Source organism: Gimesia sp. (genome assembly GCF_048260065.1).
Lineage (GTDB): Bacteria > Planctomycetota > Planctomycetia > Planctomycetales > Planctomycetaceae > Gimesia.
Map to the genome: position 1 here is coordinate 565,702 of NZ_JBLXHC010000002.1, position 26,311 is coordinate 592,012.

21 protein-coding genes are annotated in these 26,311 nt (G+C 51.7%); 11 read left to right on the forward strand and 10 right to left on the reverse strand.

Annotation, left to right across the window (positions count from 1 at the left end; all coding sequences use genetic code 11):
- Positions 1 to 209: 209 nt before the first annotated feature.
- Complete coding sequence (locus tag ACN0YN_RS05280) at positions 210 to 1,040, forward strand: hypothetical protein (protein ID WP_417383945.1); 831 nt, start codon at positions 210 to 212, stop codon at positions 1,038 to 1,040.
- 520 nt (positions 1,041 to 1,560) lie between these two features.
- Here the strand turns inward: ACN0YN_RS05280 and ACN0YN_RS05285 are convergent.
- From ACN0YN_RS05285 to ACN0YN_RS05295, 3 genes are all read right to left on the reverse strand, one after another.
- Entirely contained in the window at positions 1,561 to 3,459 is a 1,899-nt protein-coding gene (locus ACN0YN_RS05285) for a pentapeptide repeat-containing protein (RefSeq protein ID WP_417383946.1), read from the reverse strand.
- A 179-nt stretch (positions 3,460 to 3,638) separates the two neighbouring features.
- On the reverse strand, positions 3,639 to 4,871 hold the full coding sequence (locus tag ACN0YN_RS05290) for a M16 family metallopeptidase (RefSeq protein ID WP_417383947.1): 1,233 nt from the start codon (positions 4,869 to 4,871) through the stop codon (positions 3,639 to 3,641).
- A complete protein-coding gene (locus tag ACN0YN_RS05295; RefSeq protein ID WP_417383948.1) occupies positions 4,858 to 6,108 on the reverse strand; it encodes a M16 family metallopeptidase in 1,251 nt (416 codons plus the stop codon). Before ACN0YN_RS05295 ends, ACN0YN_RS05290 begins: the two co-directional genes overlap by 14 nt.
- 466 nt (positions 6,109 to 6,574) lie before the next feature.
- On the opposite strand from ACN0YN_RS05295, the gene ACN0YN_RS05300 reads away from it, so the two are divergent.
- Positions 6,575 to 7,882, forward strand: coding sequence for a mandelate racemase/muconate lactonizing enzyme family protein (locus tag ACN0YN_RS05300; protein WP_417383949.1), 1,308 nt, complete (start codon positions 6,575 to 6,577; stop codon positions 7,880 to 7,882).
- 53 nt (positions 7,883 to 7,935) lie between these two features.
- Here the strand turns inward: ACN0YN_RS05300 and ACN0YN_RS05305 are convergent, their stop codons facing one another.
- On the reverse strand, positions 7,936 to 8,475 hold the full coding sequence (locus ACN0YN_RS05305; protein WP_417383950.1) for a GNAT family N-acetyltransferase: 540 nt from the start codon (positions 8,473 to 8,475) through the stop codon (positions 7,936 to 7,938).
- Between the two features lie 471 nt (positions 8,476 to 8,946).
- On the opposite strand from ACN0YN_RS05305, the gene ACN0YN_RS05310 reads away from it, so the two are divergent.
- Positions 8,947 to 10,050, forward strand: coding sequence for a hypothetical protein (locus ACN0YN_RS05310; RefSeq protein WP_417383951.1), 1,104 nt, complete (start codon positions 8,947 to 8,949; stop codon positions 10,048 to 10,050).
- A gap of 141 nt (positions 10,051 to 10,191) precedes the next feature.
- Positions 10,192 to 11,628 (forward strand): aldehyde dehydrogenase family protein, encoded by a 1,437-nt coding sequence (locus tag ACN0YN_RS05315; protein ID WP_417383952.1) that lies wholly within the window; start codon positions 10,192 to 10,194, stop codon positions 11,626 to 11,628.
- 28 nt (positions 11,629 to 11,656) lie between these two features.
- On the opposite strand, the gene ACN0YN_RS05320 is transcribed toward ACN0YN_RS05315, so the two are convergent.
- From ACN0YN_RS05320 to ACN0YN_RS05330, 3 genes are all read right to left on the reverse strand, one after another.
- The gene (locus tag ACN0YN_RS05320) at positions 11,657 to 12,712 is read right to left on the reverse strand and encodes a YheT family hydrolase (RefSeq protein ID WP_417383953.1); all 1,056 of its coding nucleotides are present in this window, start codon (positions 12,710 to 12,712) and stop codon (positions 11,657 to 11,659) included.
- Between the two features lie 35 nt (positions 12,713 to 12,747).
- Positions 12,748 to 13,476, reverse strand: coding sequence for an SDR family oxidoreductase (locus ACN0YN_RS05325; RefSeq protein ID WP_417383954.1), 729 nt, complete (start codon positions 13,474 to 13,476; stop codon positions 12,748 to 12,750).
- A 137-nt stretch (positions 13,477 to 13,613) separates the two neighbouring features.
- Complete coding sequence (locus ACN0YN_RS05330; protein ID WP_417383955.1) at positions 13,614 to 14,048, reverse strand: DUF2784 domain-containing protein; 435 nt, start codon at positions 14,046 to 14,048, stop codon at positions 13,614 to 13,616.
- Positions 14,049 to 14,361: 313 nt separating this feature from the next.
- Here ACN0YN_RS05330 and ACN0YN_RS05335 point away from each other — a divergent pair, with 313 nt between their 5' ends.
- The 3 genes from ACN0YN_RS05335 to ACN0YN_RS05345 all read left to right on the forward strand — a co-directional run bounded on the left by ACN0YN_RS05335 (position 14,362) and on the right by ACN0YN_RS05345 (position 17,327).
- Positions 14,362 to 15,366, forward strand: a complete 1,005-nt coding sequence (locus tag ACN0YN_RS05335; protein WP_417383956.1) for an ATP-binding protein — start codon at positions 14,362 to 14,364, stop codon at positions 15,364 to 15,366.
- Complete coding sequence (locus ACN0YN_RS05340) at positions 15,363 to 16,097, forward strand: response regulator transcription factor (protein WP_417383957.1); 735 nt, start codon at positions 15,363 to 15,365, stop codon at positions 16,095 to 16,097. The genes ACN0YN_RS05335 and ACN0YN_RS05340 overlap by 4 nt, the downstream gene beginning before the upstream one ends.
- A 222-nt stretch (positions 16,098 to 16,319) precedes the next feature.
- Positions 16,320 to 17,327 carry an acyl-CoA desaturase gene (locus tag ACN0YN_RS05345; protein ID WP_417383958.1) on the forward strand — a complete coding sequence of 336 codons (1,008 nt, stop codon included), beginning with the start codon at positions 16,320 to 16,322 and terminating at the stop codon, positions 17,325 to 17,327.
- Positions 17,328 to 17,435: 108 nt separating this feature from the next.
- On the opposite strand, the gene ACN0YN_RS05350 is transcribed toward ACN0YN_RS05345, so the two are convergent.
- A complete protein-coding gene (locus ACN0YN_RS05350) occupies positions 17,436 to 18,761 on the reverse strand; it encodes an amidase (RefSeq protein ID WP_417383959.1) in 1,326 nt (441 codons plus the stop codon).
- 422 nt (positions 18,762 to 19,183) lie between these two features.
- On the opposite strand from ACN0YN_RS05350, the gene dnaX reads away from it, so the two are divergent.
- The 4 genes from dnaX to rpoN all read left to right on the forward strand — a co-directional run bounded on the left by dnaX (position 19,184) and on the right by rpoN (position 23,650).
- A complete protein-coding gene (gene dnaX, locus ACN0YN_RS05355; RefSeq protein WP_417383960.1) occupies positions 19,184 to 21,034 on the forward strand; it encodes a DNA polymerase III subunit gamma/tau in 1,851 nt (616 codons plus the stop codon).
- A gap of 2 nt (positions 21,035 to 21,036) precedes the next feature.
- Positions 21,037 to 21,390, forward strand: coding sequence for a YbaB/EbfC family nucleoid-associated protein (locus ACN0YN_RS05360; RefSeq protein ID WP_417383961.1), 354 nt, complete (start codon positions 21,037 to 21,039; stop codon positions 21,388 to 21,390).
- A 78-nt stretch (positions 21,391 to 21,468) separates the two neighbouring features.
- On the forward strand, positions 21,469 to 22,095 hold the full coding sequence (gene recR / locus ACN0YN_RS05365) for a recombination mediator RecR (protein WP_417383962.1): 627 nt from the start codon (positions 21,469 to 21,471) through the stop codon (positions 22,093 to 22,095).
- A gap of 64 nt (positions 22,096 to 22,159) precedes the next feature.
- Positions 22,160 to 23,650, forward strand: coding sequence for an RNA polymerase factor sigma-54 (rpoN, locus tag ACN0YN_RS05370; RefSeq protein ID WP_417383963.1), 1,491 nt, complete (start codon positions 22,160 to 22,162; stop codon positions 23,648 to 23,650).
- A gap of 22 nt (positions 23,651 to 23,672) precedes the next feature.
- On the opposite strand, the gene thiL is transcribed toward rpoN, so the two are convergent.
- Both thiL and ACN0YN_RS05380 read right to left on the reverse strand, forming a co-directional pair.
- Complete coding sequence (thiL, locus tag ACN0YN_RS05375; protein WP_417383964.1) at positions 23,673 to 24,596, reverse strand: thiamine-phosphate kinase; 924 nt, start codon at positions 24,594 to 24,596, stop codon at positions 23,673 to 23,675.
- Between the two features lie 226 nt (positions 24,597 to 24,822).
- On the reverse strand, positions 24,823 to 26,082 hold the full coding sequence (locus ACN0YN_RS05380; RefSeq protein ID WP_417383965.1) for a trypsin-like peptidase domain-containing protein: 1,260 nt from the start codon (positions 26,080 to 26,082) through the stop codon (positions 24,823 to 24,825).
- Positions 26,083 to 26,311 lie beyond the last annotated feature (229 nt).

Genomic DNA, 26,311 nt, shown 5'->3' on the forward strand with positions numbered 1-26,311 from the left:
GGATTACCAAGATGAGTCCAGCATAAAAAGGGACCCACTGAAGAGAGAACCCCTGAAGAGAGAACACTTTCTGAGCATGCCCGCAGAAGGATAGCGGCAGGGATCTCAGTTTGCAGGCGTACGCGGGGATGCTGCTTCCTCTGGACTGTCGTTCAGAGAACTTTTATGATGGATTGCAACAGCTCATTTATGAAATGGAGATCCGAATTATGAAACACTCCTGTGCCCTGCTGCTGGCAGTCTGTCTGCTTTGTGTAACGCAATGCCCGTTCGTTGTAAGCCAGGCGACGGCGGCCCCTCCCGAAGAACGGCAGGCGGTGAGCAGTCAATCGGTTCCGTCGCAATCCGTCCAGCAGCAGGCAGCCACCGTTCGGCAGAAAAAAGCGAAAGCAACGCCGCAGCAGGAAAAACAGATTCGCGCCCTGATCGAGCAACTGGTATTCGATGAGAGTATCGATCCCAAGGATGAGAAGGCGGTAGAAAAACAGTGTGACCGCTGCTACGACGCCTATGCAAAGCTGTTCCGCTACAAAGAGCTGGCTTTCCCGGCGTTAGTGGAGCATCTGGACGACAAACGTCCTTCGATCCATTTTCGCAATCATTACCTCGAACATGCAGTCGGCGATGCCTGCTACTGGAATATGCTGACCCAACTGGAGGACCGTCCCAAAGATTATTCCCGGTACGGCTATTCCCGGATCGGGCGGGACGGAAAGTCGCACCCCAAGCCTTACTGGAAGGGGACAGCCTTTGACGAAGCCGGCGGTCTGAAGAAATGGCTGATCGCGAATCAGAGTCTGTCCTACACGGAGCAGCAGATCAAATGTCTGAAATGGTTGCTCGCGGAAGAAAAGAAGATCGGTGCTGCCGACGCGGAGAGTTACTTCGTGAATATCCTCCCCCTGGAGATTCAGATCCTCAAACGCCGCCAGCAACTGGGCCACGACGTCCAGGCCGAGTTAAAGCGTCTACAGCAGATCAAAGCCCAGAAACTGGTAAATGAGATTCCAGTTGAGTTGCTGCCGGAAAAACGGGAATAGCCAGACACATTTCTTTCGTGTCCTTGGTGCAGTATTAAAGATCGTCTTCAGAGTTGTAGTTTATTCAAGGTTGTGAAGAAGCTACACCATATACCGAAACCTTGATTTCCAGGCATAACTCGGCACACAACTCAAGCAGCATCAGTGGTAACCGGTTATATTGCCCTGTGCTGTCTCGAGGGAAATCCCAGGCAAAGTCGAGTATGGCTTGTTCTACACCACTTCGTGAGCGCAATTCTTTGATGTCATCCCGATGTCTCGTGAGAAAACTAATGGCATCAGAGATCTGAGCAGGAACACATTCACCATTCGCGTTGCTTACTGTGCAATTGAATGTTGATTGATCCAGTTCTGTCGTACGCCCGCTCTCACGATCTTTTCGTGTTGAAATGGCTTCTGTGAACTCGGCGAATGTGTTGACTATTGAAGATGAAAGTTCTTTGTATGGGCCTGATAGTCTTATTACACACATTACTATTTATCTTTTATTCCTTGTCGACGAAAAACTAAAACTAAATTATTATAATTGTTCAATTGGGATTCTCATCTGTAAGAAATAGATTGCATTAATAATAGCAAAGGTTAAATAGATAAATACTCCAATTTTGGCAGCTTTGAGCATCCAAGACCAAAATGGTTCTTCTTCAAACGAAAACATCGCAGGTAAATTTGATACTTCTTGTTTCGTCTCTAGTGTCTTAGTTTTATATAACAAGAATATTCGAATGACGTTGTAAATTAAGAATACGATAAACGGAAAGAAGGAAAAGATATTAAAATCCCAACCAGTTCTCCAATTGACACCGCCGTTGTAGATATATCGACCAAGTGCAGTCAGTAAAGTCATAGAGTTTTCTTGGTCAATCTTAGTGAAACTCGCTTCGATACGATGTTGAATTATAAACCAGATATACGGGGTAAGAAAAAATACTATTGCAATAAAATGTAATAAAGCCCATATCCCGCTAAATTCGGAACGTAATGTTGCGACATCATCGTGTATATCCATGGTCATCAAGTTGCCTTCAGTCAATCCTCCTGTGTCTTTCCCTAAACAGGCAAGAGTATAACGTTTGATTTGGCCATTTATGATATCATTAACATTAGAGAATTTTGTAGATTCATTGACCTTTGTGTTTAGCAAGTTTACTGAATTCATTTCACATAAAGTAAAGTTGGTGGCCCTTAAGTCTGCTGCATAAAGATCGGCATCATTCATTTTTGCTTGTGTAAAATCTGTGTGTTCTAGGTTGGCTCCTATCATACTCGCAGAGTTCAAATCCGCTTGATGGAAAGTGCTTTCAGAAAAATTAGCGTGATTTAAATTACATCTAATTAAGCTGGATTTATTAAGGTTAGATTTTGATATGTTAGAGTCTAATAAGGATGATCCATTCAGAATCGCTTTTTCGAGTTTTGTATTAATTAGATTTGAATGGTTCAATGTGACGCCTATTAATTTGGATTCAGACAAATTCGCATTGTTTAAATTAGAGTTGGTCAAATTAGATTCGTTCAAAATGGAATTTACTAAAATTGTATTTGTCAAAGTGGCATCAGTAAGATTCGCTTGGATGATTTCTGAATTCATTAAGTCAGCATTACTTAAATCAGCTTTAATTAAATCTGATTTATTGAATTTTGTGTTTTTTAGATTGCAGTTAGTTAGTTTTGACTCAGTAAGATCTACTTCAGAAAAATTTGCTTCTTCTAGATTCGCAGCATGAAATTTGGTATTGCGCAAATCTGATCGACTAAAATCTACTGTCTGTAAATTCATTGAACTAAAATTAGCGCTGTTTAAGTTAGCATCTATAAATATTGCTTCGTTTAATATTGTGTGAGTAAGCAGAGTACCTATCAGATTTGCTTTACTTAAGTCAGATTGTTCTAAATTAGTCTTTTCTAGCTTACTTTGACATAAATTTGATCCAACTAACTTGGAATATGAGATATTAGCTGATCTTAAATCAGCTTCTTGCATGTCAGTCAATGAAAGATCTGAATGCTGCAGGTTTGCACTCCTTAAGGAAGCATATCTTAAATCTGAATTTGTTATTTCCGCTTCTATGAGACATGCATTGTTAAGATCAGCTTTACTTAAATTTGACTCATGAATATTGACGCTTGTAAGATTACTTTCTGATAAATCTGACTTACTTAAATCCGCTTGAAATATTTTAGCATTGGCAAAATTAGCACCCCGCATAGAAGCGTTTGTGAGAATTACTTTTCTAATATCGGCGTTGCTAAAATTAACGCGACGAAGTTGAGTTCCACTCAGGTCAATTCCTTCTAATCTGGCATTCTTAAAATCAGCCCCTACAAGATCAAGAGATGATTCGGGGTTAGCTTCTTTCCATTTCTTTAATGAATCAGCACCATCTTTCACTATTTTTACATGTTCAGGATTGGCCACAGTTCGTTCCTTAATATCTTGACAGCTGCCTGTTTTGTATTATGAGTATGTAATTAATTGTCTGGAAAAGAGTGTTGTTGTAAATAAAATAAATACAATTCACATTTCCAAAGTTATTAATAAAAAACGGCAGGCACAAAGGCCTGCCGTTTTTTATAATAGTTGGTTTGTTTACCCCCCTACTCCACCACACTCGTCAGCGGCCCCACCGCCGCTGTCGTACTATGTCCCAGCGGGTATTTTTTCAGTAGTTTCTGGATGTCGGCCAGGGTGATGTTGTTGAGGAGTTTCAGGTCGTCGGCGACCGAAAAGTATTCGCCACGGTAGACCCAGTTGCCGCCGAGGGATGACAGGCGGCCCATCGGGCGTTCGCTTCTTAATACCAGGCGCGAGGCGATTTTGTTGCGGGCGCGGTCCAGCTCTTCCTGGGTGATGCCGTTCTGGTTCACATCGTCGAAGACCTGCTGGATCAGAATCCGGTTGTCTTCAGTCAGCTCCGGGTCGCAGCAGAGGTAGGTCAACCAGGTGCCGCTGCCGTCGTATTCGTTGAAGCCGATCTCGGCGGATTCGGCCAGGCCCGTGTCGACCAGCTTCCAGTACAGGCGGCTGTTGGAATCGTCGCCGATCACCACCGACAGCACTTCTGCCGGCAGACGCAGAGTGTCCTGCGCCGCGGGAGCGGGACCCAGTTCCATGATGTGCTGCTGCTGGATGTTTTTCTCGATGATCGTCTGCGTCCCCTGTTGAGGCTGCGCTTCGTCGATCGGGCGGTTGCTCTTGCCCGCGGGCCAGTGGTCGCAGAACTGGTGGGCCAGCTGCAGGATCTGGTCCCAGTCGGCATTGCCGGCAATCGCCAGCGTCAGGTTGCCCGCCATGTACTGCTTCGCATGGTATTCGCGCATCTGTTCGGCCGTCAGATCGGTGATGGACTGCACCGAACCGAGAATGCTCCGCCCCAGCGGATGCCCCTGGAAGTGGGCCTGCATCACTTTTTCATACGCGGTGAAGCTGTGCAGATCGTCGTACATGCCGATCTCTTCCAGGATCACCTTCTTCTCGATGTCGAAATCTTCCTGACGCAGTGTCGGGTAGATCAGCGTGGAGAGCAGCTCCATCGCGGTCTCCACGTATTCAGGCAGAAACGAGCCGTAATACAGGGTGATCTCTTCACTGGTGGAGGCGTTGTAGTTCGCGCCGATCTCATCGAAGATGCGGTTCACATCGTCAGCGGAGTATTTTTCGTTTCCTTTGAACGCCATGTGTTCGAGGAAGTGGCTCACGCCGGACACCGCGTCGGTCTCATCGCGGGAACCGGTGCGGACGAAGTAGCCGATGGCGACGCTGTGTGCGTTGGGATTCAGCTCGGCGATGATCTGCAGGCCGTTGTCTAATTGTGCTTTATGAAATATCACTGGGAACCTCTAATGGTTGGGGGCCGATCGTTAAGACGGTGAAATTCGCGGCGGGGTGCGCGTGGATGTAATTCAACACACGGTCGGTGGTCAGCTGCTGAATTTCGTCGTTAATCTGGTCGAGTGTGGTAATGCGTTTGAGATAGAACCAGTCGCGGGCAATCGAGCTGGCGCGGGACGACGTTGATTCCTGCGACATGATCAGCGAGCTTTTGGCCCGCGCTTTACAGCGTTCGAGTTCGGATTCTTCAATGCCGTCACCCAGCCGCATGAGTTCGTGCAGCGTGACGTCGAGCGTTTCCTGGGCCCGTTCGGAGGTCGTGCCTGCATAACAGAGGACCCGCCCCAGTCCCGGCATGCCGGTCAGCGAGGCGGAGACGGTGTAGCAGAGCCCGCGTTTCTCGCGGACCTCGGTAAACAGTCGAGCGCTCATGCCCCCGCTCAGGATGCCGACGGCGGCCCAGGCGGCGTAATAGTCGGGATGGCCATACGGGACGGCGTCGTAAGCGATGCCCAGGTGCGTCTGCGTGGTCTCCTGCTCGGTGAAGAACCGGTTCTCTTCAGAGAAGACCATCGCGGGTTCTTCACTGAGGCTGCTGGTCTTCCAGTCGCCGAACAGTTCTTCGATGACCTGCTTGACCTGTTCGAAGTCGACATTGCCGGCGACGCCGATAATGGTTTCGTTGGGATGGAAACAGTTTTCGTAGAGTGTGCGGACATCGTCGATGGTGATGAACTGCAGGTGCTCCAGTTCTCCATCACTGGGCAATCCCCAGGGTGCGGGAAAGGAGTGCCGCTTGAGTTCGACGAGTGCTTTCTGCCGGGCATCGTCTTCAACCGACAGCAGTGCCTGGGCGACGCCGGCACGGGCCGCGTCGAACTGGTTTTCGGGCAGATGCGGCTGCTTGAGGATCTCGCCGTAGATCTTGAGTGTTTCCGCGAGGTTGCCGGCGAGGGTTGCCCCGCTGAAGGTGATGTGGGCACTGGTGATGCCTTCGTGCCTCTGAACGCCCAGATCGTCGAGGGCACACGAGAGCTGCTGGCTGTCATACGGGCCGGCCCCGCGGGTGATCAGTTCAGACAGGATGCTGGCGGTGCCGCGTTTGTCAGGGGGATCGTAAATACTGCCGCTGGGAACCAGAATGGAGAACGCCGCCGACTGGACATCGTCCATGGTTTCAGCGACCAGCGTCAGTCCGTTTGAAAACTGATGGGTTTGAATCAGTTGTTTGCCCATACGGGTTGCAACCTTCCTGATTGGATGAAGACGAAAGAGATTAGATGAGCAGAGGGAGCATCGCCTGGTGTCTCGAGTGAGAAAAGCCGACGGTCGCCGCACTGCGGTCAGATGTTTCCTTAAAATACTTGGGCGATCTTAGCGATTTGGCTACTGAATTCCTAGTGTCTTCTCGGACCTGAAACGGCAGGTAGACGTGGTTTTTGCGATCTTCTGGCCTCTAGAGAAATGCCAGAAAAAAGCGTCAGGCGCTGGACGTATAGGGGGTTGTTGATGTTAAGATGGAGGGAGCTGGTTCTGGAGACGTTCCCGGTGCCGCTTATGAGATCCCTCCCGAATCAATCCTCCCGGCTAAAGGAATCACCAGGTGCGAACGCAGAATCAGACAAGACCGACAAAACATATCTCCCGCAGAAGGTTCCTGGGAGCCAGTTTTGCCGGAGTCGCAGGGACAGGAATACTGGCTATGATTTCCAACTCAGTGCAGGCTGCCGAAAAGAAAGCGTCACCCAAACATTTACAGATCGAACGCATCGAGCGGACCACGGTGAAGGTTCCTTATCGCGAAGTGCCCGCCCGGAACATGGCACGCGAACTACCGCACTGGCAGTATACCGAAATTGTCGAAGTGCAGTTGAAGTCGGGGCATGTCGGCTTTGGAGAGACACTGCTGTATTACACCTGGAATGCGACTTCCGACGAAGCCGTACAGCGGGCGCAGGGGAAGAATGCCGCAGCGCTGATGTGGGATGACGATCTGGGGGCCGGTCTGCAGATGGCGCTGTTCGATGCGGTCGCGAAAGCCGCCGAGGTGCCCGTGCATGCGCTGCTGGGCAAACAGGTTCACGAAAAGACGCCGCTCTCCTGGTGGAACATCGATACGACTGTCGAAGATATGGCGCTGGAATGTGCCGAGGCTTATAAGCAGGGCTACATGTCTTACAAAACGAAAGGTCGCCCCTGGTTTGATGTCTGGGCACAGGTCGAAGAGGCGAGCAAAGTCGTGCCCGAAAATTTCAAAATCGACATGGACTTCAACGATACACTGCTCGACGCCGAGCGTGCGATTCCGATTCTGAAAGACCTGGCGAAGTTCCCCCAGGTCGATATTTTTGAGTCGCCGATCTTTCAGGATGATGTGGAGGGAAATAAAAAACTGATGGCGGCCACCGATGTGAATATCGCCATGCACTATGGGACTCCCGAGCCTCTGATTGCGATTCGCGAAAACATCTGCGATGGCTTCGTGATCGGACACGGTGCGCGTGAGCTGATGGCGTCCGGCGCGGTCGCTGCGATGGCGAATAAGCCGTTCTGGTTGCAACTGGTCGGTACAGGTATTACCGCTGCCTTCTCACTGCACTTTGGCGCGGTGTTGAGTCATGCGACCTGGCCGGCGGTGAATTGTCATCAACTCTATCAGGACAATCTGTTGACCGAACCGATTATCGTGAAAGAAGGATTCGCCAAAATTCCACAGAAGCCGGGGCTGGGTTTTGAACTGAATCGTGATCTGGTGGAAAAGCTTCGCGTCAAAAAACCGGCCTCGCGTCCGGAGCCGCCGCGTCTGATCGAAACGACCTGGAAAGACGGACGGAAGATGTATTTCGGCAATACAGGGGAAGTGAATTTCGTACTCAACCCGGCCCGGGATGGCAATGTGCCCTTCTTCGAACGCGGCGTCGATACACGCCTGGTTCCCAACGATGGTTCCAAAGAATGGAAAGAGCTGTACCAGAAAGCGAACCAGGGGCCGTTTTTGGTCAAAGGGTAAGCTGGAGCAAAAATTCCGCGCTGCGTGAGACTGATCCTGATTGAAGCGTCCTCTTACAGAGAGGGGGCTTCCACGTAGTGACTCGGTTTATAGAGTGTCCGCGTGAGTCTGAAACCGATGGAGCGGTAGAGGTTGATGGCCGGCTCGTTGTCGGCGGTGACTTCGAGGTAAGCCCGTTTGACCTTGGCTTCACGGAAACCGATCAGGCATTTGGTGACCAGTGCCCTGCCCAGTCCTAAGCCACGATGCTCGGGAGTGATGCCGACGTTCTGGATGGCACCCATGATGCGGCTGGGAACGATGGCCTGAATGGTGCCACAGTCGACGGCGTCTTCGTTGCCGGTTCCGTCCCAGGTAATCAGCCAGGTGCCGGAAGGCAGGAAGTTGCGTTGACGCGAGATATCCTGCATCAGCTTGCGGCAGCCCTCGATATCGCCCAGACAGGGAAACACGCGGGCATCCAGTTCAGAGCGGAAGCTGTGGTACTTGGCGACGGCGTGACGATCGGCGGTGGTCAGTTCCCAGGGGCACCAGCGGTAACCTTCGGGAAGTGTCGTGTCTTCCAGTCGTGCGTGGGCCAGCTCGATTTCCATTCGAAATCTACGAAAGTACGTTTCGGTAAAATCCATGAGTGTCTCGCAGAAAACGAGGAGCCGGACAGAAAAGGAGTAATTTATTTTGAATACCTAATTTTACCATTCTCTATACTACTGTCAATCTGGGGACGCTGATTGCCGGCGAAAGCGGCTATTTTCTTCCCGGAACACGTGCATCGTGTCTGATATGACTGATGGATCCGGAATGCCTGATCTGCCCAAAATGCAGATTACGTCTGATTCCTGCGAAAAACTCTCGATTTGGTTTTCATTTGGTCTGATTTCGCTCAAGTTGGCAGGAAAACGCCGGGGCAGAGATTGTCAGGGATCTCAAACTGGCAGCGCGCGCCTTAGTTGAAAAAACATCCGAAACTCCTAGAATGATTCATAAGCGTTTGAGTACATGTTTCCACGCAAACATGCTTTTTCCCCGCCACTATTCCTTCCCTGTTTGGAGTGAGTCTCACAGTGACCGACAACAGTAATCTTGACGAATTGGTAAAACAGAACCAGGAAGCACTCGATGCTCATACCCGTGAGCACGTTCAGTGGCACTTCAACCCGGAAACCGGTTCCCCATACTGGCTGGAAAAAGCCAAAACGCTCGACTTCGATCCGCTGACCGATGTCAACTGCTTCGAAGATCTGAACAAATTCCCGCTGTTCGAAGATGACGAACTGCGCGGCGGTCCCCTGGATCGCTGGATTCCCAAAGCCTTGCTGGGCAAACCGACCTACGTCTTCGAGACCGGCGGAACAACGGGGATTCCCAAGTCGCGCGTTGTGATCGACGACTTCCGTATCGACTACGAAAACTTCAGCGATACCCTGCCCGATGAATCGTTCCCCAAAGGTTCCAACTGGCTGATGCTTGGTCCTTCTGGTCCGCGTCGTCTGCGACTGGCTGTGGAACATATGGCTCAATATCGTGGCGGGATTTCCTTCTGCGTCGACCTCGATCCCCGCTGGGTCGTCAAGCTGATCAAAAAAGGCAAGATCGACGAAGTCAAAGAATACAGTAACCATGTGATCGACCAGGCAATGGCGATCTTGGGGGCCGGTCATGACATCAAATGTATGTTTACCACACCGAAGTTGCTCGAAGCACTGGCCATGCGGCTGATGGATGAAGGTTCGAGCATTGAAGAAGCCGGCATCACCGGGATCTTCTGTGGCGGAACCGAATTCACGCAGCAGTGGTACCGCTTCGCCCGTGAAGAACTGCTGGGCGAGAACGTTTACATCACTCCGACCTACGGTAATACACTGATGGGGCTGGCCTGTGGTAAACCGTTCGATCCGGCTGACGAATATAAAATTACCTACTACGCGCCACAGCCTCGCGCGGCAATTCGTGTTGTTGATTTTGATGACCACACCAAGGTTGTGCCTTACGGCGAAACCGGACGCGTCAAGCTGTTCACAATGACCAAAGAACTGTTCATTCCCGGCTTCCTGGAACGGGATGAAGGCGAACGCGAAAAGCCACACGTCAAATACCCCTGGGATGGTGTGAGTGGCGTGCGTCCGTTCCATAAGATTGCCTCATCGACGACGGTCGGCGTTTATTAAACCACGTATGCTCAGCGAAATTGTCTGTCGGCATGGTTTTCTGACGTTCGATTCGTGTGTGCTTTGACTATAGATCTGATCTCTCTGCCTGGATGTGGAGTCGTTCACTGATTCCCATTCCATTCATAAAGGAATACTGCCGTGTTGGAAATACCTGTACTTCGCTGGGGAAAACCTTACGAAAGTTTCGATCAACAGGAAGTCGTTCATTTTGAAACGGGCGAGCCTTTAGCCAAAGTGCACCAGGCCAATGCGGGCCTCGTGAAAATGGACATGCGGAAAGCACAGCGGGCCCGCGATCTGCTGCGGGAGATTCCCGTCTCCAAACTGCTGGAGATCTGTAAAAAAGCCGCCGAACTCTACATGACGGCTGAACTCCCGCTGGGTAACGGAACACAGACCCCCGAAGAATTCTGCCGGATTCAGTCCGCCAGTACCGGGATGCCTGAGTGGATGTGTGCCAGCAACATGAAGAAGGTTGCTTTCGTACTGGAGCACATGGAAGAAATTCTCGCTGCCCTGACCCGCGGTCTGCCCCTGGATATTCTGACGAAGGGCTACGGCAAAGAAGATCGAGGCGTCATGCTGAGTTACCAGGCCAATTCCCCGGTACTCGGTCTGGTATTGCCTTCGAACTCGCCCGGCGTTCATACGCTGTGGATGCCGATTCTGCCGATGCAGATTGGTCTGGTACTGAAGCCCGGCTCATCTGAACCGTGGACACCCTATCGTATGACCGAAGCATTCTACCAGGCGGGCATTCCGCGAGAATGTATTTCGGTGTATCCAGGGCCGCATGACGTGGGATCGACGGTGACTGAGCTGTGTGACCGGGTGATGGTTTTTGGTGGTCAGCAGACGATTGACAAATACAAAACAAATCCGAACGTGCAGGCGCACGGTCCCGGGTTCAGTAAAATTCTGCTCGGCGATGATGTTGTGGATCAGTGGGAAGATTATCTCGACCTGATCGTCGACAGCATCTACCAGAACGGCGGTCGCAGTTGTGTGAACGCTTCCGGTGTCTGGGCTTCGCGTCATACAGAAGAAATCGCGGATGCGATTGCGAAACGACTGGGACCGGTCGGGCCGACTTCCATGACCGATCCCGAAGCACCACTGGCTGCATTCACCATGACTGGTGCTGCGAAAGCGATGAACGGTCAGATTGAAGAGGGGCTGAAAGAGTCCGGCGTAACGGAAGTCACTGCAAAATACCGTGACGGTGATCGATTGATCGAGATGGAACGCTGTGATTACCTGCGTCCGACGATTGTGCACTGCGACAATCCTGATGCGACACTGGCGAACACCGAGTACATGTTCCCCATGGCTTCCGTGGTGAAGTGCGAGCAGAAAGACATGCTGAAAAAGATTGGCCCGACCCTGGTCTGCTCCGTCTTTACGGAAGACCAGGCATGGACCCAGCAACTGCTCGACGCGACACAAATCGATCGCTTGAACATCGGTCCTGTCAAAACCAATGCTCTGAACTGGCTGCAGCCTCACGAAGGGAACATTGTTGAGTTCCTGTTCCGTGCCCGTGCCTTCCAGAACGAGCCACCAGCGGCGCACTAATGCAGTTGCCGTGATTCAGTGATGTCTGTCAGACAGACTGGGTTATCGGCGGTCGTGACAGACTGCGGACCTGGCTGGCCAGTCCCTCGGGGGACTCGGTCAGCATCCAGTCGATAATCCGCCAGTCGGACCAGCGGGCATCCGGATCATTCGTGGCTCCGCTGATGAAGCCCAGGTGTCCCCCGTGTTCGGTGAGATACAGGGTGACTTTTTCATGATGGGCCAGTTCGTCAATGGCCTGCTGGTACGTGAAAGCAGGCACCAGCGGGTCATCCTGTGAGGTGATAATCAGCGTGGGCACGTTAATGTGTGCCAGAACTTCCGTCGGGCTGCAGCGCGTGTAGTAATCTTCCGCCGACTCAAAGCCTGCCAGCGGTGCTGTAAACTGGTCGTCAAACTCCAGCAGACTTTTGGGATAATTGACCCCGGAGATTTTATGCGTGTGCTCTTTGAACTGATGCGATTTTCGCACGTGTTTGATCAGATTGGTGACGAAGTGCTTCTGGTATCGACCAAACAGAGGCTGGCCGAACACTCTCACGCTTTCTGCCAGTTGCAGCGGCGGATTGAGGACGATCGCACGATCAACCAGATCTGAAGACTGGGCATGCCGCCCCAGGTAGTTGAGCGAGATCGTTCCCCCCAGTGAGAACCCGGCAAGTCCGATGGGGGAACCCGGGCAGATCTGTTCGATGCGTTCCAGCGCGACCTGCAGGTCAAGAAAACTGCCGGCATGGTAGGGAGATTTCGCCAGTCCGGTCCCTGCCCCACAGCCGCGCAGGTCCATCCGAAAGACGCGAACCCCTTTGGAATTCAATTTATGCGCCAGGCGGATCATGTAGGAACTGCGATGACAGCCCGAAAGACCATGCAGCAGAATTACGACCCGGTCTCCCGGTCGCCAGTTGCCGGGACAGTCATCGTGCAGAATCAGCAGATCGTTATCAGGCAGGCGGCAACTGTGCTGCTCTGCCTGATAGGGTGATTTCACGCGCGAATGAAACTGCCCGACAATCGTCTGCAGATGCGCATTGCGGTAAAGTCGATGCGGAACAAACGGCGGAAAAACCAAATCACTCTTCATTTAAGCTCTGTCCTGTCGAACGTTCTCGCGACTGATCAGACAAAGGCCGCTGTGGTTGGCTTAATGGTCAGATCAGAAACATGAGCACGGGGAGGAAGCTGACAAATCATCTGTACTGCAGCGGCAACATCTTCCGGTTGCAGAATTTTCGCACGATGTTCTTTGCTGACAGGAACCGGACGCTCGTCCAGGATGGGAGTTTCGACTTCCCCGGGATAAATCGTGGAAATCCGGACTCCCCGATCTTTTTCTTCCTGAGCGACAGTGGTTCCCAGCGCGGCCATCGCAAACTTCGAGGCATTATAGGCAACTCCGCCCAGCAGGCCAGCCCGAATTCCCGATACGGAGCAGATGTTAACGATCAGCCCGTCCTGCCGTTCGCGCATTTGAGGCAAAACAGCCTGCATACAGTTGAATGCACCGGTGGCATTGACGGCCATCAGTTTGTCCCAGTCTTCCCCTGAAACCACTTCCATCGAGCGTTCTCGACAGTTAATTCCTGCGCAATGAACAAGAATATCGATGTGTCCCAGTTTTTCGTTTGCCCAGTCAAAAAAAGCAGAAACGCTCTGGCGATCCGCGACATCGATGGTGTGGAAACCGATTTTGCCTTCAGCCTGTGCCGAAACCGCTTCGAGTGGTGCCTGTCGTCTGCCGCCCACAACGACGTTGGCACCGGCCTGTGCCAGACTCAACGCACAGGCTTCGCCAATTCCAGTACCTCCGCCGGTCACAACAACATTTTTATTTTCTAATCCTGGCATGTTTGAAGTTCTCTATCTGTTTCTGATGTCTAGGGAAGGATGGTCGAACACAGCGAACCTGATTCGCTTCTGTTCCCGCAATTTTACGGAATCAGGGGGAGAAATGGAATGAAACGCCGCGGGAAAGGATTATGAAATCAGACTTCTTCGGCTGTTTGAACTTTCAGTTTTCGCCGGGGAGGCGCTACGAAGAAGGTGATCAGTACAAACAGTCCAAATAGAGAATAACAGACGGTAAATACCCAGGGATCTGCCTGAAAAAAAAGCATGTCGTGTACCCAGTTGGCGATGAAATCCCCCTGGTAACTGGTTTGCCCGGCCTGTTCGCGTAACCATTTTTCCAGTGTGGTCAGCGGACAGACGATGCCTGCCACCGATTCGAAGACGACGAACAGGATCGAAGCCAGATGGATAATCCGGAACTTGAAATTACGGACCCAGTTCCAGCCGGCAAATGCGCCCACTGTGATCAGAATTTGCCCCAGCAGCACAAACATGACGAAGGCAAAGTGAATCACCACTGTGAAATCAGCTGTGAGACGATACAGAAACTGTGTGTCGTGGAAATCCATAAATGTGCCTGCAACGGGCGAGGACAAAAATATTTATTCGAAGGGAGTCGGGAGCTGTTACTGTTTGAGAGACCCTGAAAGTTACAAATATTCCCCGGAACAGCAGGAAATTTCTAATTTAAATATTCAAAGTGAGAATTTAAGATAGTAGAGGAAAGTGAAAATCTGTTTTCTGTGCTTTCCGGTGAGGAAGAATGAAATATGAGGTTATTATAAACAACGGGTTTGTACATACGCTGCGAATTTGTTATTCGATATACTGCAACAGGAAAACAGCGCGCGTCTGTCAGTCGTTCAACTGAAGGAATCAACGATGTCATCCACCAGGCATCAACAACTTGATGAAGATGAGCCATATCCGGTATCAACCGGAGAGACGCCTGCGCGCACCGGGAACCGCTCCACTCTGCAGCTGATGCGCAAGGTACGCCGCGGTCGTCTGCGACTGCCGATTACTTTGAGTGTGGTATTGATGGTGCTGAACATCGCGTTGATGGTGTTCTGGATCATTCTGGCTGCCCAGATTTACTGGTGGAGTGCTCTGACCATCGGGACGGTTGTCTTTGTGCTGATTCTGGTCGGGTTGTCATTGTATCTGGTTCTGACGATCAAGGAAGTACGCCTCAATCAGCGGCAGTCAGATTTCATCGACAGTGTCACGCATGAACTGAAAACGCCCATCGCTTCACTCCGTCTGTACCTGGAAACGCTGCAGATGCGCGCACTGGCGGAGGAACAACGCAGCGAATTTTATTCTACCATGAAAACAGAACTCGAACGGCTCGATCATCTGATTTCCCAACTGCTGGAAGTCAAACGCCTGGACGCGCTGGGGATGGAGTCTGACCCGGAAGATATTCTGCTGGAACCGTTGATTCGGCATTGTGCGCGACTGGAATGTAACCGGCGCCAGCTGGAAGTCGAACAGATCTTTGAGTTTGACATGGAACCGGCGGTGATTCATACCCGGCGGATTTTGCTCGAAATGATCTTTCGCAATGTCATTGATAATGCCATCAAATACGGAGCCAGCGATCCGCAGATTCTGGTTCAGGTACGCGTGAGTAAGGGGGGGCGTGTCATTACACGTGTGATGGATAACGGCGAAGGAATCGATCCTGAAATCCGTAAAGACATTTTCAAGATATTTTATCGCGGGGAAAGCGAGCTGGAACGACGGAAAACAGGTACCGGACTGGGGCTGTATATCGTACGGACCCTGGTGCATCTGCTGGGAGGAAAGGTCACGGTCCACGATCGACTGGATCAGCCCGGCAGCGTGTTTGCCATCGATTTGCCAGGGAGAGCAGAAACATGAAGTTGCTGGTTGTCGAAGATGAAAAAGCACTCGCGCAGGGATTAAAATTCAACTTTGAACAGGAAGGCTATACCGTCTTCACGGCTGAGGATGGACCGACTGCGCTGAATTACTTTCAGGAGTGCTACGAGTCTGACAAGGAAAGTGTTGATCTCGTTGTACTCGATCTGATGCTGCCCGGGATGAGCGGCTATGAAATTGCGAAAGAGATCCGCCGAACCGATGAAGTGGTGCCGATTCTGGTTCTCAGTGCGCGGGAGTTGAGCGAAGATAAAGCCTACGCGTTTGACTGTGGTACGGATCAATACATGACCAAGCCGTTCGCACTGCCGGAACTGCTCAGTCGCGTCAAAAATCTGCTCAAACGCAAAAGTCTGGTGAGACCAGCCCTGGCACAAACCAGGAAGCTCCCCGCCCTCTACAAATTCGGAAATGTCATCGTCGACTTTGAATCGTTCGAGATTGAAGTCGACGGAGAACGCAAAAGCCTGACCAATCTGGAGTTGCGGCTGCTCAAATATTTCATTGAGCACGAAGGCATGGTACTGACCCGCAGCCAGATTCTGGAAGATGTCTGGGGGGAACAGTCCGCCTTTGTCACCACGCGAACGATCGACAATTTTGTGCTGCGACTTCGCAAACTGGTTGAAGCCAATCCGGCGGAACCTGTACATATTGTGTCAGTGCGTGGTGCCGGCTATCGGTTCATGCCGGAAGAAGCAACAGAGTAGTTTGTGAACAGACGTAGTGTTTTCTGCACTGTTTTTGACCAGAAACGGCTCGATTTTCCATATTTTTGTCACTTTGACACAACTTTGACAATTATATGACGCTTACAAGACACCGAATTCCGACCCCATTGATAGAATTCCGCAGAAGTGAGGAGATCGGTGAAACCTGATTTCCTGCAAGTGTTAAACATCAGGCACCTGTTAAAGTAGATGAGGGCAATCATGTCGAGCGTCATTCTGGATGAACCTGCTGAAGAACAAACAGCTGTGGTAACCCAACCTAAGAAATCAAAAAAACGCGAAGAGCGGGAACAGATCCTCGCCAAATTTCATAAAGAGAATTTGAACTGGGGCAACGTTGACTGGGTCGTCCTGTTGTGGATGGCTGGCATTCACATTGGCGCCGTCGCCGCGTTCTTCTTTATCTCCTGGCAGGCCGTTGTCACCTGTCTGGTTCTGCACTGGGCCACTGCCAGCATCGGGATCTGCCTGGGATACCACCGCTATCTCTCGCACAAATCATTCAAACTCAAAGCACCTGCAGAATTCTTCGTGCTGCTGTGCGGCGTACTGTCTGGAGAAGGTTCTCCCCTGACCTGGGCTGCAACACACCGTCTGCATCATCAGAAATCAGACAAGCACGGCGATCCGCACTCCCCGTTTGAGGGAACCTGGTGGTCGCATCTGCTGTGGCTGTTCGTCTATCGGGATAAAGAGATCAACGAAAAATTTGCCGAACACTACATCCCCGACTTCAAAGATCGCCCGATGATTCAGTTCTTCGAAAAGACCTACCCTCTGTGGCTGGTCGCTTCCGGCTTCGCCATGTTCGGAATTGGTTACGCGATGGGCGGAAACTACATGGGCTGGTCCATGCTGCTCTGGGGGCTGTGTGCCCGGATGGCCTTCGTTTACAACTCCACCTGGTTCGTCAACTCGGCGACTCACCTCTGGGGCTACCGCAACTACGAAACCACCGATCAGTCCAAAAACCTGTGGTGGGTAGCCATCGTCGCTTACGGCGAAGGCTGGCATAACAATCACCATGCCCATCCTTCTGTCGCTCCCGCCGGTCACCGCAAATGGGAATTTGATATTACCTGGTGGTCGATCAAAACACTGCGGGCACTGGGACTGGCTTACGACGTCAACGATCGAATTCCTGAGAAGAATGCCAAGCCGGAAATCGATCCGGAACCCGGCAAAAACGGAATCGTAGTTGCCAAATAAATCAAACAGCCAAATAATCGATACAGATAATAAAACTGAAAGCCCTGACTGGTGAGAACCGGTCGGGGCTTTTTTTATATGCGGAATGACATTCAGCATGGCTGAAGTTTAACTGCATTGTTCCAGAAATCCGGGGCGTAAGACATTTTCGCACCACTGGGAGGCCAGCAGCAGATCATCAAATTTATCAGGGTGACCAGTGATTTGAATCGCCAGCGGCAAGCCGTCCTCTGTGACAGAGACCGGGATCGAAAGCGTGGGAAAGCCGGTCATGCTCCAGGGGGCATTCATACAAGGATTGCCGGTTGTTTCCGGACTGGGGGCCGGTCCCACGGTTGCGGGAGAAATCAGGATTTCACATCGGGCGAAGCACCTGCGAGTCACCTGAGAGATGAGGTTCTGGTAGTCCAGGCAGACTTCGAAACGTTCCTGCGAAAGTTCCCTTCCCGCATCCAGTACCTGGCTGATGGCGGGGCCATAGAATTCCCTGTTCTGATCATAGTCTGCGCCCATATTCTGTACCATTTCAAACTGCATCAGATGCAGATGGTATTCCAGGATCGATGTAAATTCCGCTGGCAGTGGGCAATCTCGGATCGGAGCACCCGCGGTTTCCAGTTGGGTTCTGACGGTTTTGAGTGCCTGTTGCATGGAGGGCTCTGCCCTGCTCTCAAAGAAGTCCGTCAGCCAGCCAATGCGGGGCGCAGCGGTAACCGGTTCAATCAACAGTGGCAGATAAGTGGCCTGGTCGGTCATGCCATCCAGCAGGATAACGAGGTCAGCAACGGTATGGGCCAGAGAACCGATATGGTCCAGATGCTGGGAAAGCAGGATCGATCCCCGACGGTCGACCATGCCAAAGGTCGGTTTCAGACCAGCGACGCCGCAGAACGATGCGGGTCTGATGATGGAGCCTCCTGTCTGGGTTCCCACGGCCGCCAGACACATGCCGGCAGCGACTCCTGCTGCGGAACCGCTGGAAGAACCTCCGGGCGTGTGTGCCTGATTCCAGGGATTGAGAGTGGGCGGCGGATCGAAACAGGCTAATTGCGTGGTGTTAGTTTTGCCGGGGAAGATTGCCCCTTCCAGGCGCAGGTTTTCTACGATAGCAGCATCCTGAGATGCGGGAGAAGGATCTCGGCTCTCCAGTCCCCCTCGGGTAGGCATGCCTTTGACGTCGATAATGTCTTTGATGCCTATCGGAATCCCATGTAAAGGACCGCGCCAGCGTCCCCGCTGCAGTTCCTGATCGAGTAAATCGGCACGTTCGAAAGCCGCCTCACGATCGAGGTAGGCCCAGGCATGAATGGCGGGTTCTTTCTGTTCGATCTGCTGGAAGCATTGTGTCAGCAGTTCGCGGCAGCTGAGCTGACCGGCTTTGATGGCCTGCTGGGCGTCGGCAATGGTTAGCGGAGGTGTCTGGTACAGATTCATGATTCAACTCTGATGTGTAAGTGTCGATTTTCAGGCTATTTTAAGATTTTCGGCGATTCACTGCGGGAAATCAAACGGCAGTGGGTTGACGATCGGGATTTTAGCTCCATAATGCATGGTTCAGGCGTTGAATCGCCATCAATCAGGGGGCGAAAAGCTGTCTCTGAGTATGGTGGGGTAGTCATTGACCGGGTCAGATCTTAACCGAAGCAGCCCACATTGGTTTACTCCAGGTGTACGAGGAGGCAGCTTTTCGCCCCTTTTTCTATTAATGCTCCCAATCGCATTCCGATCCCAAATTGAATACCTCCTCTCACTGGATAAACGGTTCAGAGTCACTTATTGTAAGTGACTGAGCAGATGACTGCTCTCTGGTTCCCCGTTTGTTTGTCTCTTTCTGAATTCGATGTCTGAAAACAGGTATGTCCAGTAAATCGATGCAGTACACAGTGTTAGCCCGCCGCTTCCGGCCTCAGAACTTCTCGGAAGTCGTGGGACAGGGAATGGTGGCCCAGGCGCTGCAGAATGCGATTCGCGGTGATCGCGTGGCACACGCCTATTTGTTTACCGGCGCGCGCGGCGTGGGGAAAACATCGATGGCCCGTATTCTGGCAAAAGCATTGAATTGCCCCCACACCCAGGATGGGATTCCCTGTGGCGAGTGTGAAGTCTGCCAGAATATATCCGTAGGCAGCGATGTTGATGTGCTGGAAATCGACGGTGCCTCGAATCGTGGGATTGATGATATCCGTTCCCTGCGGGCGAATGTGAATGTCCGTTCGATGCGGTCCAAATATAAGATCTACATCATCGACGAAGTTCACATGTTGACCAAGGAAGCGTTTAATGCCTTGCTGAAAACGCTGGAAGAACCGCCACCGAATGTGAAGTTTATCTTCTGCACGACCGAGCCCAACAAGCTGCCCGATACGATTCTTTCCCGCTGTCAGCGGTTTGATTTCGGGTATATCGAAGAGACCAGTATCTGCAATCGACTCAAGCAGATTGCCGAAGCCGAACAGGTCAGCGTGGCCGATGATGCGATTCAGCTGGTTGCCCGCCGTGCAGGCGGCTCAATGCGTGACAGTCAGTCTATCTTTGACCAGCTGCTCTCGTTTGGCGAGTCCCATCTGACGGCAGAAAGTGTGCATCGGATTCTGGGAACAGCCAGTGATGAACGGCTGATTGAACTTATTGATGCTTTGATTGAACAGAAGCGGGATGTGGCTCTGACGCATTTTGATGCCGCGTTGAATGCCGGTGTCCAGTTGAACGAATTTGTCGATCAGCTGCTGAATTACCTGCGGGATTTATCAGTCGTGGCCACAGGCGCAACGCAAGTCACCCTGCTCTCGATTTCAGAGGTGAATCGGGCCAGTCTGCAGCGTCAGGCAGAGGCCTGGGGCATTCAAACCTGCCTGGCTGCATTTCAGATTCTGAATGAAGCCCGGAACCGAATGTTTCGTGCCAGTCATGGTCGGGCTCTGGTAGAACTGGCTTTGATCCGGATGTCACTCCTCGAGGATCTGGACCTGTTAAGCCGATTTCTGTCGTCAGGCGGACAGATTCCCGCTGCCCCGGCAGCGGTGCGGCAAGCGCCCCCTGCTGTTTCTGCTCCTGCACCGGCTCCTTCTCCCGCACCGGTCTCTTCTCCGGCACCAGTCTCTACTCCGGCACCGGTTTCACAGCCCGTTTCCGAGGCTCCGGTTTCCCCTGAAATGAGCTCGGAACCCCCGGACGATCAAAAAAAAATTGAAAAAAAAAATGAAATTCAATCGACTGTAGCGTCAGAATCGATTGAAAGTTCCGCTCCTGCCGTGGAAACCGTCCCTTTTCGGCCTGGGATGGAAAGTTTATTGTTGTCGCAACTTGTTGAAAACACGGAAGATTTGTTAAAAGATTCAGTGAAAGGTGTTGCGTCAATAGCAATTTCTGGGCCGAAACAGCTGGATTTACAATTCTCTAAGAGCTATAATTTCTCAAAGCAATACTGCGAACGGCCTGAAATGCTGGTCCGACTCGAGAATTCGCTGGAAAAGGTGACAGGAGAACGGATCAAAATTCGTTTGATTGTGCTGGAACCAGCGACTCAGGACGAGAAGGCAGATGACAGGCAAAACAGACCATCGGTGGCTCAACAGCGAGCAGAACAGCGTGATCTGGCCCCTGCTGCGGATGATTTCCTGCAGGAAGCCCTTTCCGTGTTTAATGCTCAAAGTGTGAGAGTCGATGTTTTAAAGGTCCAGGCAGAAGAGAAAAAAGAGGATTCGTGACCATGTTCAAAGGACTGGGAAATATCGCCGGCATGATGAAACAGTTTTCAGAAATGCAGGGCAAAATGACAGAGATGCAGGAAAAACTGGGAAGACTTCGCTTTGAAGGCTCTGCCGGTGGTGGAATGGTCAACGTGGAAGCAAACGGGCAGCAGAAGATTCTGGGGATCAAAATTGATCAGACTCTGCTCGAGAGTGGCGACCGGGAAATGCTGGAAGACCTGATCACGGCGGCGACCAACCAGGCATTAGACAAAGCGCGCGAGGGAGCTGCAGAAGAGATGTCAAATATCACGGGAGGCCTGAATATTCCCGGTCTGGATGAAGCGCTTTCAAAATTCAATCCTAATTCCTGACCTGAACTCGTGGAGTTTCAATTCCGTTCTCATTACAGATAGCAGTCTGTCTGTTTCAAGCTTTTTGAAGAGTATTTTATGTCGCTACGTGGAAGAGAGAGCCAGTCTCATCCTTATGGTTCCAGTGTGGGGCAACTGATTGATCAGTTTGCGACATTGCCCGGAATCGGTCGTAAATCGGCTGAACGGCTTGCGCACTACATCTTGTCGATTCCGGAACCGGAAGCCCGACAGCTGGCAGATGCGATCAACGCCGTCAAGCAGTCCGTACGTCCCTGTTCGGTTTGTTACAATCTTACCGAACAGGAGGTCTGTACCATTTGTTCCGATTCGCGACGGGATAAGAAACTGGTCTGCGTAGTCGAGCAGCCCCGGGATGTGGTCTCGCTGGAAGCGACCAGTTCGTTTCAAGGCGTTTATCACGTTTTGCAGGGACGGATATCACCGCTGGAAGGGATTGGACCGGAAAACCTGACGATCAATGCCCTGATTCGACGCGTCAAACGGGATGGTGTCACGGAAATTATCATGGCGACCAACCCGACTCTGGAAGGAGATGGGACCGCGCTCTATATTTCCAACCTGCTGGAACATGAAAATGTGGAAATCACCCGACTTGCCCGGGGTATCGCCTCCGGGAGTGTGCTAGAGTTTGCTAATAAAGAGATGTTATCGGATGCTCTGCAGGGGCGGCAGAGATTTTGAAATCGTTCGTGATTCATTTGTTAAAATTTTGTAAGACAACTACCGGTCTGGATTCGGATATTACATGCATCTGAATATTTCACAACAAATGAAACTGGGCCAGCAGATGAAGCTGGCTCCCAGAATGATCCAGTCAATGGAGATTCTACAGCTCCCATTGCAGGCGCTCGAAGAACGCATTGATCAGGAACTGGCTGAGAACGTCTGCCTGGAGCGGATCAGCGACAACGAGAACACGCCGGATACCGAATCCGAGTTGATGCGGGATCAGGCCAACGCCGATTCCAACAGCTATGAAATCGACGAAAAAGAAATCATTGCCGGCAGTGAACAGAATAACGAGTCTGATTTCGAACGCCTGCTCGAGATGGCCGAACAGTGGCCTGAAGACAATGTGACGTCAGCAACCAAACCTTCATCCAACCGCATCAGCGATGATATTGAACGCAATAACGATGCCGTCGCGAATATCACCGAACGACAGCAGACGATCAACGAATACCTGATCGAGCAGTTTCATTACTTCAGCTGCTCTCCCGAAGTCAAAGCGTTCGGCGAATACCTGATCCAGAACCTGGACCATAACGGTCGACTGCAGAGTTCCCTGCCGGAAATCGTGCAGGTCTATGGTCAGAAAATCACACAGGAAGAAGCGGAAACCGCATTGTCGCTGATTCAGAAATGCGATCCGCCCGGTGTCGGTGCCCGCGACCTGCAGGAATGCCTGCTGCTGCAGTTGAAACCGGATGCCCCGTACCGCGATGTGCTGGTCACTCTGATTACCTCGCATCTGGATGACCTGGGGCAGAACCGCCTGCCTGTCATTCAGCGCAAGACCGGCTATTCGATCGACATGATCAAAAACGCCATGTCATATCTGCGTTACCTGGATCCGTTTCCCGGTCGCGGTTTTGAATCAGAACCCGTGCTCAAAGTAACGCCAGATGTTTTTGTCAAACGGGACGAAAACGGAAAATATGTCGTCGAGTTGGAAAACGAATACACGCCTCCGCTGCGAATCAGCAGACGGTATGCCCAGCTGCTGCGAAATAAAACCGACGATCAGACCAAAGACTATATCAAAAAGAAAATCGATGCTGCCAAGTGGCTGATTGAAGCTATCGAACAGCGGCACAGTACGCTGAAGCGGGTCGCGCAGGCGATTGTCGATTTCCAGACCGAGTTCCTGGATAACGGCCCTGAATTTATCGTCCCGCTCAAAATGCAGCAGATTGCCGATGTGGTCGGCGTGCACGTGACCACGGTCTCGCGTGCTGTCGATGATAAATGGATCCAGACTCCGCGGGGCCTGTATCCTCTCAAACGCTTCTTTGGTGGCGGAACGAAGACCTCTGACGGCGAAGACGTCGCCTGGGGCATCATTCGTCTGAAGCTCAAAGAGATCATTGATGGGGAAGATAAGAATAAACCCCTCAGCGATGATGCACTCGTTGATGCGTTATCCGAGGAAGGTTATAACCTCGCTCGCAGAACGGTTACCAAGTATCGGAAAGCGATGAATATCCCGTCGTCACGTCAACGTCGCGAATATTAATTGCTCCCCCGTTCTGATCTGGTTACAACTGATGCTTCCAGCCCGTGTTCTCCAGCGATGTTGTGGAACCGTCTGCCTGCTGCAGTAACGCCCCCTGCCCGGCTGTGATTTCTCCGATGTGAGTTAAAGGGATGGCAAGCGGATTCTGATCCCGCAGTCTCTGTCCCTCTTCCGGCGAGACAGTAAACAGCAGTTCGAAGTCTTCTCCGTCTGAGAGTGCCTTCTGCAATCGTTTTGCGTCGGTCAGGTCGGGGGAAACATTGTGGCTGATCGGGATCTGCCTTGACTGGATGACAGCACCGACTCCGGATTCGGTCAGAATGTGCTGCAGGTCCGATGCCAGGCCGTCACTCACATCAATCATCGATTTGATCGTCACCGTATCCCTCAGAGTAGCAGCTTCCCTGACGCGAGGCTGAAAGGTCAGGTGATGAGAGTCCAGACTTCCCCCGAGGGTGCCTGTAACGAAGATCCAGTCCCCCGGTTGAGCGCCTGAGCGCTGAATGGCCTGTGACTGGTCCGCGATGCCGATGATGGCGACATTGATGACCAGAGGCCCGTCCCAGCTGTTCGTATCACCGCCTGCGAGCTGGGTCTCGAATTCTGCTGCCAGATCCATGATGCCCTGCATCACTGCTTTGGCAAATTCCGGTCCTTTTGATCGGGGCAGCGCCAGACTCACCAGGGCGGAATGCGGAGTCCCGCCCATCGCTGCGATATCACTCAGGTTGACTGCCAGTGCCTTGCGACCGGCGAGTTCCGGCGTCGCGGGAGGAAACGTGAAATGAGCCCCCTCCATCAGCATGTCCGTCGCCAGCAGCAGTTCTGAGTTGGCAGGCGGTTTCAATATTGCAGTATCATCGCCAATCCCCAGCAGGTTTGAATGCGACACTCCCCCCTGTGAACGAATCCATTGAATGAGTTCAAATTCGTGAAATGCAGTCATTTTGATACGGTCTGGAGGGGCTCAGAGTTTGTTCGAAAGAGGCACAGCGCCTGGTTGTCAGACAGACTATCATAACAGTTTCTGTTAACGGGCTGCGAGTGTGCGTCATTGCGATTTCATATCGCAGGCAGGATTGGAACGCTGCCCAAAAAAAGAACCCGGCACTCGTGGAAAGAGTACCGGGTTTGATGGATCAGTATGAACTGATTGATGGATCTATTATAAACTACGGCGTACTGCTCAGATTGAGGGGCAGATGACCATAGAGAGTTTCGTTCTTACGCAGAATGTAAAACTTCAGCGGGTTGAAGCTGGAGAGCTTCGAGTTGCTTAACACATAGGAAACGTTGCTGAGGTTCACGGTTTCCCAGATATGCAGTCCGACCAGAATGTCGCCGCGACGCATGCCGTTCATGGCGGCCGGGCTCTGGGGGCGAACTTCTTCGATCAGCATCCCACCCTCATAGCGGGGGTTGAGCAGATGCTTTTGAGAATCAGGAACTTTGCTGATGCGGATTCCCAGAACTTCCCATGTCTTTTCCAGTGTGGGATCGTTTGAGATCTCATTATTCTGAGCCCGTACAATCGGAGCACTGACGGGAGTCGTGCGAACAACAGAACCGCTGTCAGCCAGTGTGATCTGGACTGTCTGTGTTTTTTCTTCACGGCGGATCAACAGGTCGATCGTGTCGCCGGGCTTGTGTCCCATAAATGCACGTTCCAGATCCACACGATCCACAACGTTCACGGAACCGGCCTTCATGACAATGTCGTCTTTCTGCAGACCGGATTTTTCAGCAGGGCTGTCCTTGGCAGGCTGGCCGAGAACCAGCATCTGCTTGTCACCCTGCTTAATGTCATTCGCCAGGATTCCGTGGTAGGTATGATCCAATAATTCAGTGCTGATCAGGTCGGCAATGATCTTGCGGGCATCGTCGATGGGAATGGCAAAGCCAATTCTCTGGGCACCGGCACGGATTGCTACGTTAATCCCTACGACTTCGCCGTCCAGGTTCAGCAGCGGGCCGCCACTGTTGCCGGGGTTGATGCTTGCGTCGGTCTGGATCAGGTTTTTGTATGATTGTTTTTCGTTCACTTCCACATCACGCGAGAGCGAGCTGATGATGCCGGAGGTAACTGTGTGTTCGTATCCAAAAGCGTTGCCTACAGCGATCACGGTTTCGCCCAGCATCAGGTCCGATGAGGTTCCGGGGGGCATAACCGTCAGTTTTTTATTCGGGTTGATCTTGATGATCGCGAGGTCTTCGCTCTGGTTGGATGAAATGATCCGCGCATTGTAGGTGCTGCCATCCATCATTGTGACGCGCAGTGAGTCAACTCCATCAATCACATGGTGATTCGTGACGATGTATCCACGGGGATCAACGACAATACCGGTTCCCATCCCGTTGACTTTGCGGTTTTTTCCAGAACCGAAAAGCGAGTCTTCTGAACGCGCCGTTTTTTCACTGTGAATGTTAACCACAGATGTCTTTGCACGTTCAATAGCGCGAACGAGAGGTGTTTTCCGTACGTCGGAGGCAACACTATTCTCACAGAATGCAACTGATCCTGTTACAATCAGAACAGTGCACATAGTGAGTTTATAAAAGCACTTAATCATTCGGTGGCTCAGTTCATCGAGGTGGCGATGCGAATACTCGCGAGTCCTAGTTCCATCTACCGACCGGAGGCGATCCATCAATGCTCCGTAG

Coding starts and splice junctions, on each gene's coding strand:
- rpoN (WP_417383963.1), top strand. CDS start 22,160: ATGCATCTGAATATTTCACAACAAATGAAACTGGGCCAGCAGATGAAG.
- ACN0YN_RS05330 (WP_417383955.1), bottom strand. CDS start 14,048: ATGGATTTCCACGACACACAGTTTCTGTATCGTCTCACAGCTGATTTC.
- ACN0YN_RS05300 (WP_417383949.1), top strand. CDS start 6,575: ATGATTTCCAACTCAGTGCAGGCTGCCGAAAAGAAAGCGTCACCCAAA.
- ACN0YN_RS05345 (WP_417383958.1), top strand. CDS start 16,320: ATGTCGAGCGTCATTCTGGATGAACCTGCTGAAGAACAAACAGCTGTG.
- thiL (WP_417383964.1), bottom strand. CDS start 24,596: ATGACTGCATTTCACGAATTTGAACTCATTCAATGGATTCGTTCACAG.
- ACN0YN_RS05335 (WP_417383956.1), top strand. CDS start 14,362: ATGTCATCCACCAGGCATCAACAACTTGATGAAGATGAGCCATATCCG.
- ACN0YN_RS05305 (WP_417383950.1), bottom strand. CDS start 8,475: ATGGAAATCGAGCTGGCCCACGCACGACTGGAAGACACGACACTTCCC.
- ACN0YN_RS05360 (WP_417383961.1), top strand. CDS start 21,037: ATGTTCAAAGGACTGGGAAATATCGCCGGCATGATGAAACAGTTTTCA.
- ACN0YN_RS05295 (WP_417383948.1), bottom strand. CDS start 6,108: ATGGGCAAACAACTGATTCAAACCCATCAGTTTTCAAACGGACTGACG.
- ACN0YN_RS05350 (WP_417383959.1), bottom strand. CDS start 18,761: ATGAATCTGTACCAGACACCTCCGCTAACCATTGCCGACGCCCAGCAG.
- recR (WP_417383962.1), top strand. CDS start 21,469: ATGTCGCTACGTGGAAGAGAGAGCCAGTCTCATCCTTATGGTTCCAGT.
- ACN0YN_RS05340 (WP_417383957.1), top strand. CDS start 15,363: ATGAAGTTGCTGGTTGTCGAAGATGAAAAAGCACTCGCGCAGGGATTA.
- ACN0YN_RS05280 (WP_417383945.1), top strand. CDS start 210: ATGAAACACTCCTGTGCCCTGCTGCTGGCAGTCTGTCTGCTTTGTGTA.
- dnaX (WP_417383960.1), top strand. CDS start 19,184: ATGTCCAGTAAATCGATGCAGTACACAGTGTTAGCCCGCCGCTTCCGG.
- ACN0YN_RS05320 (WP_417383953.1), bottom strand. CDS start 12,712: ATGAAGAGTGATTTGGTTTTTCCGCCGTTTGTTCCGCATCGACTTTAC.
- ACN0YN_RS05325 (WP_417383954.1), bottom strand. CDS start 13,476: ATGCCAGGATTAGAAAATAAAAATGTTGTTGTGACCGGCGGAGGTACT.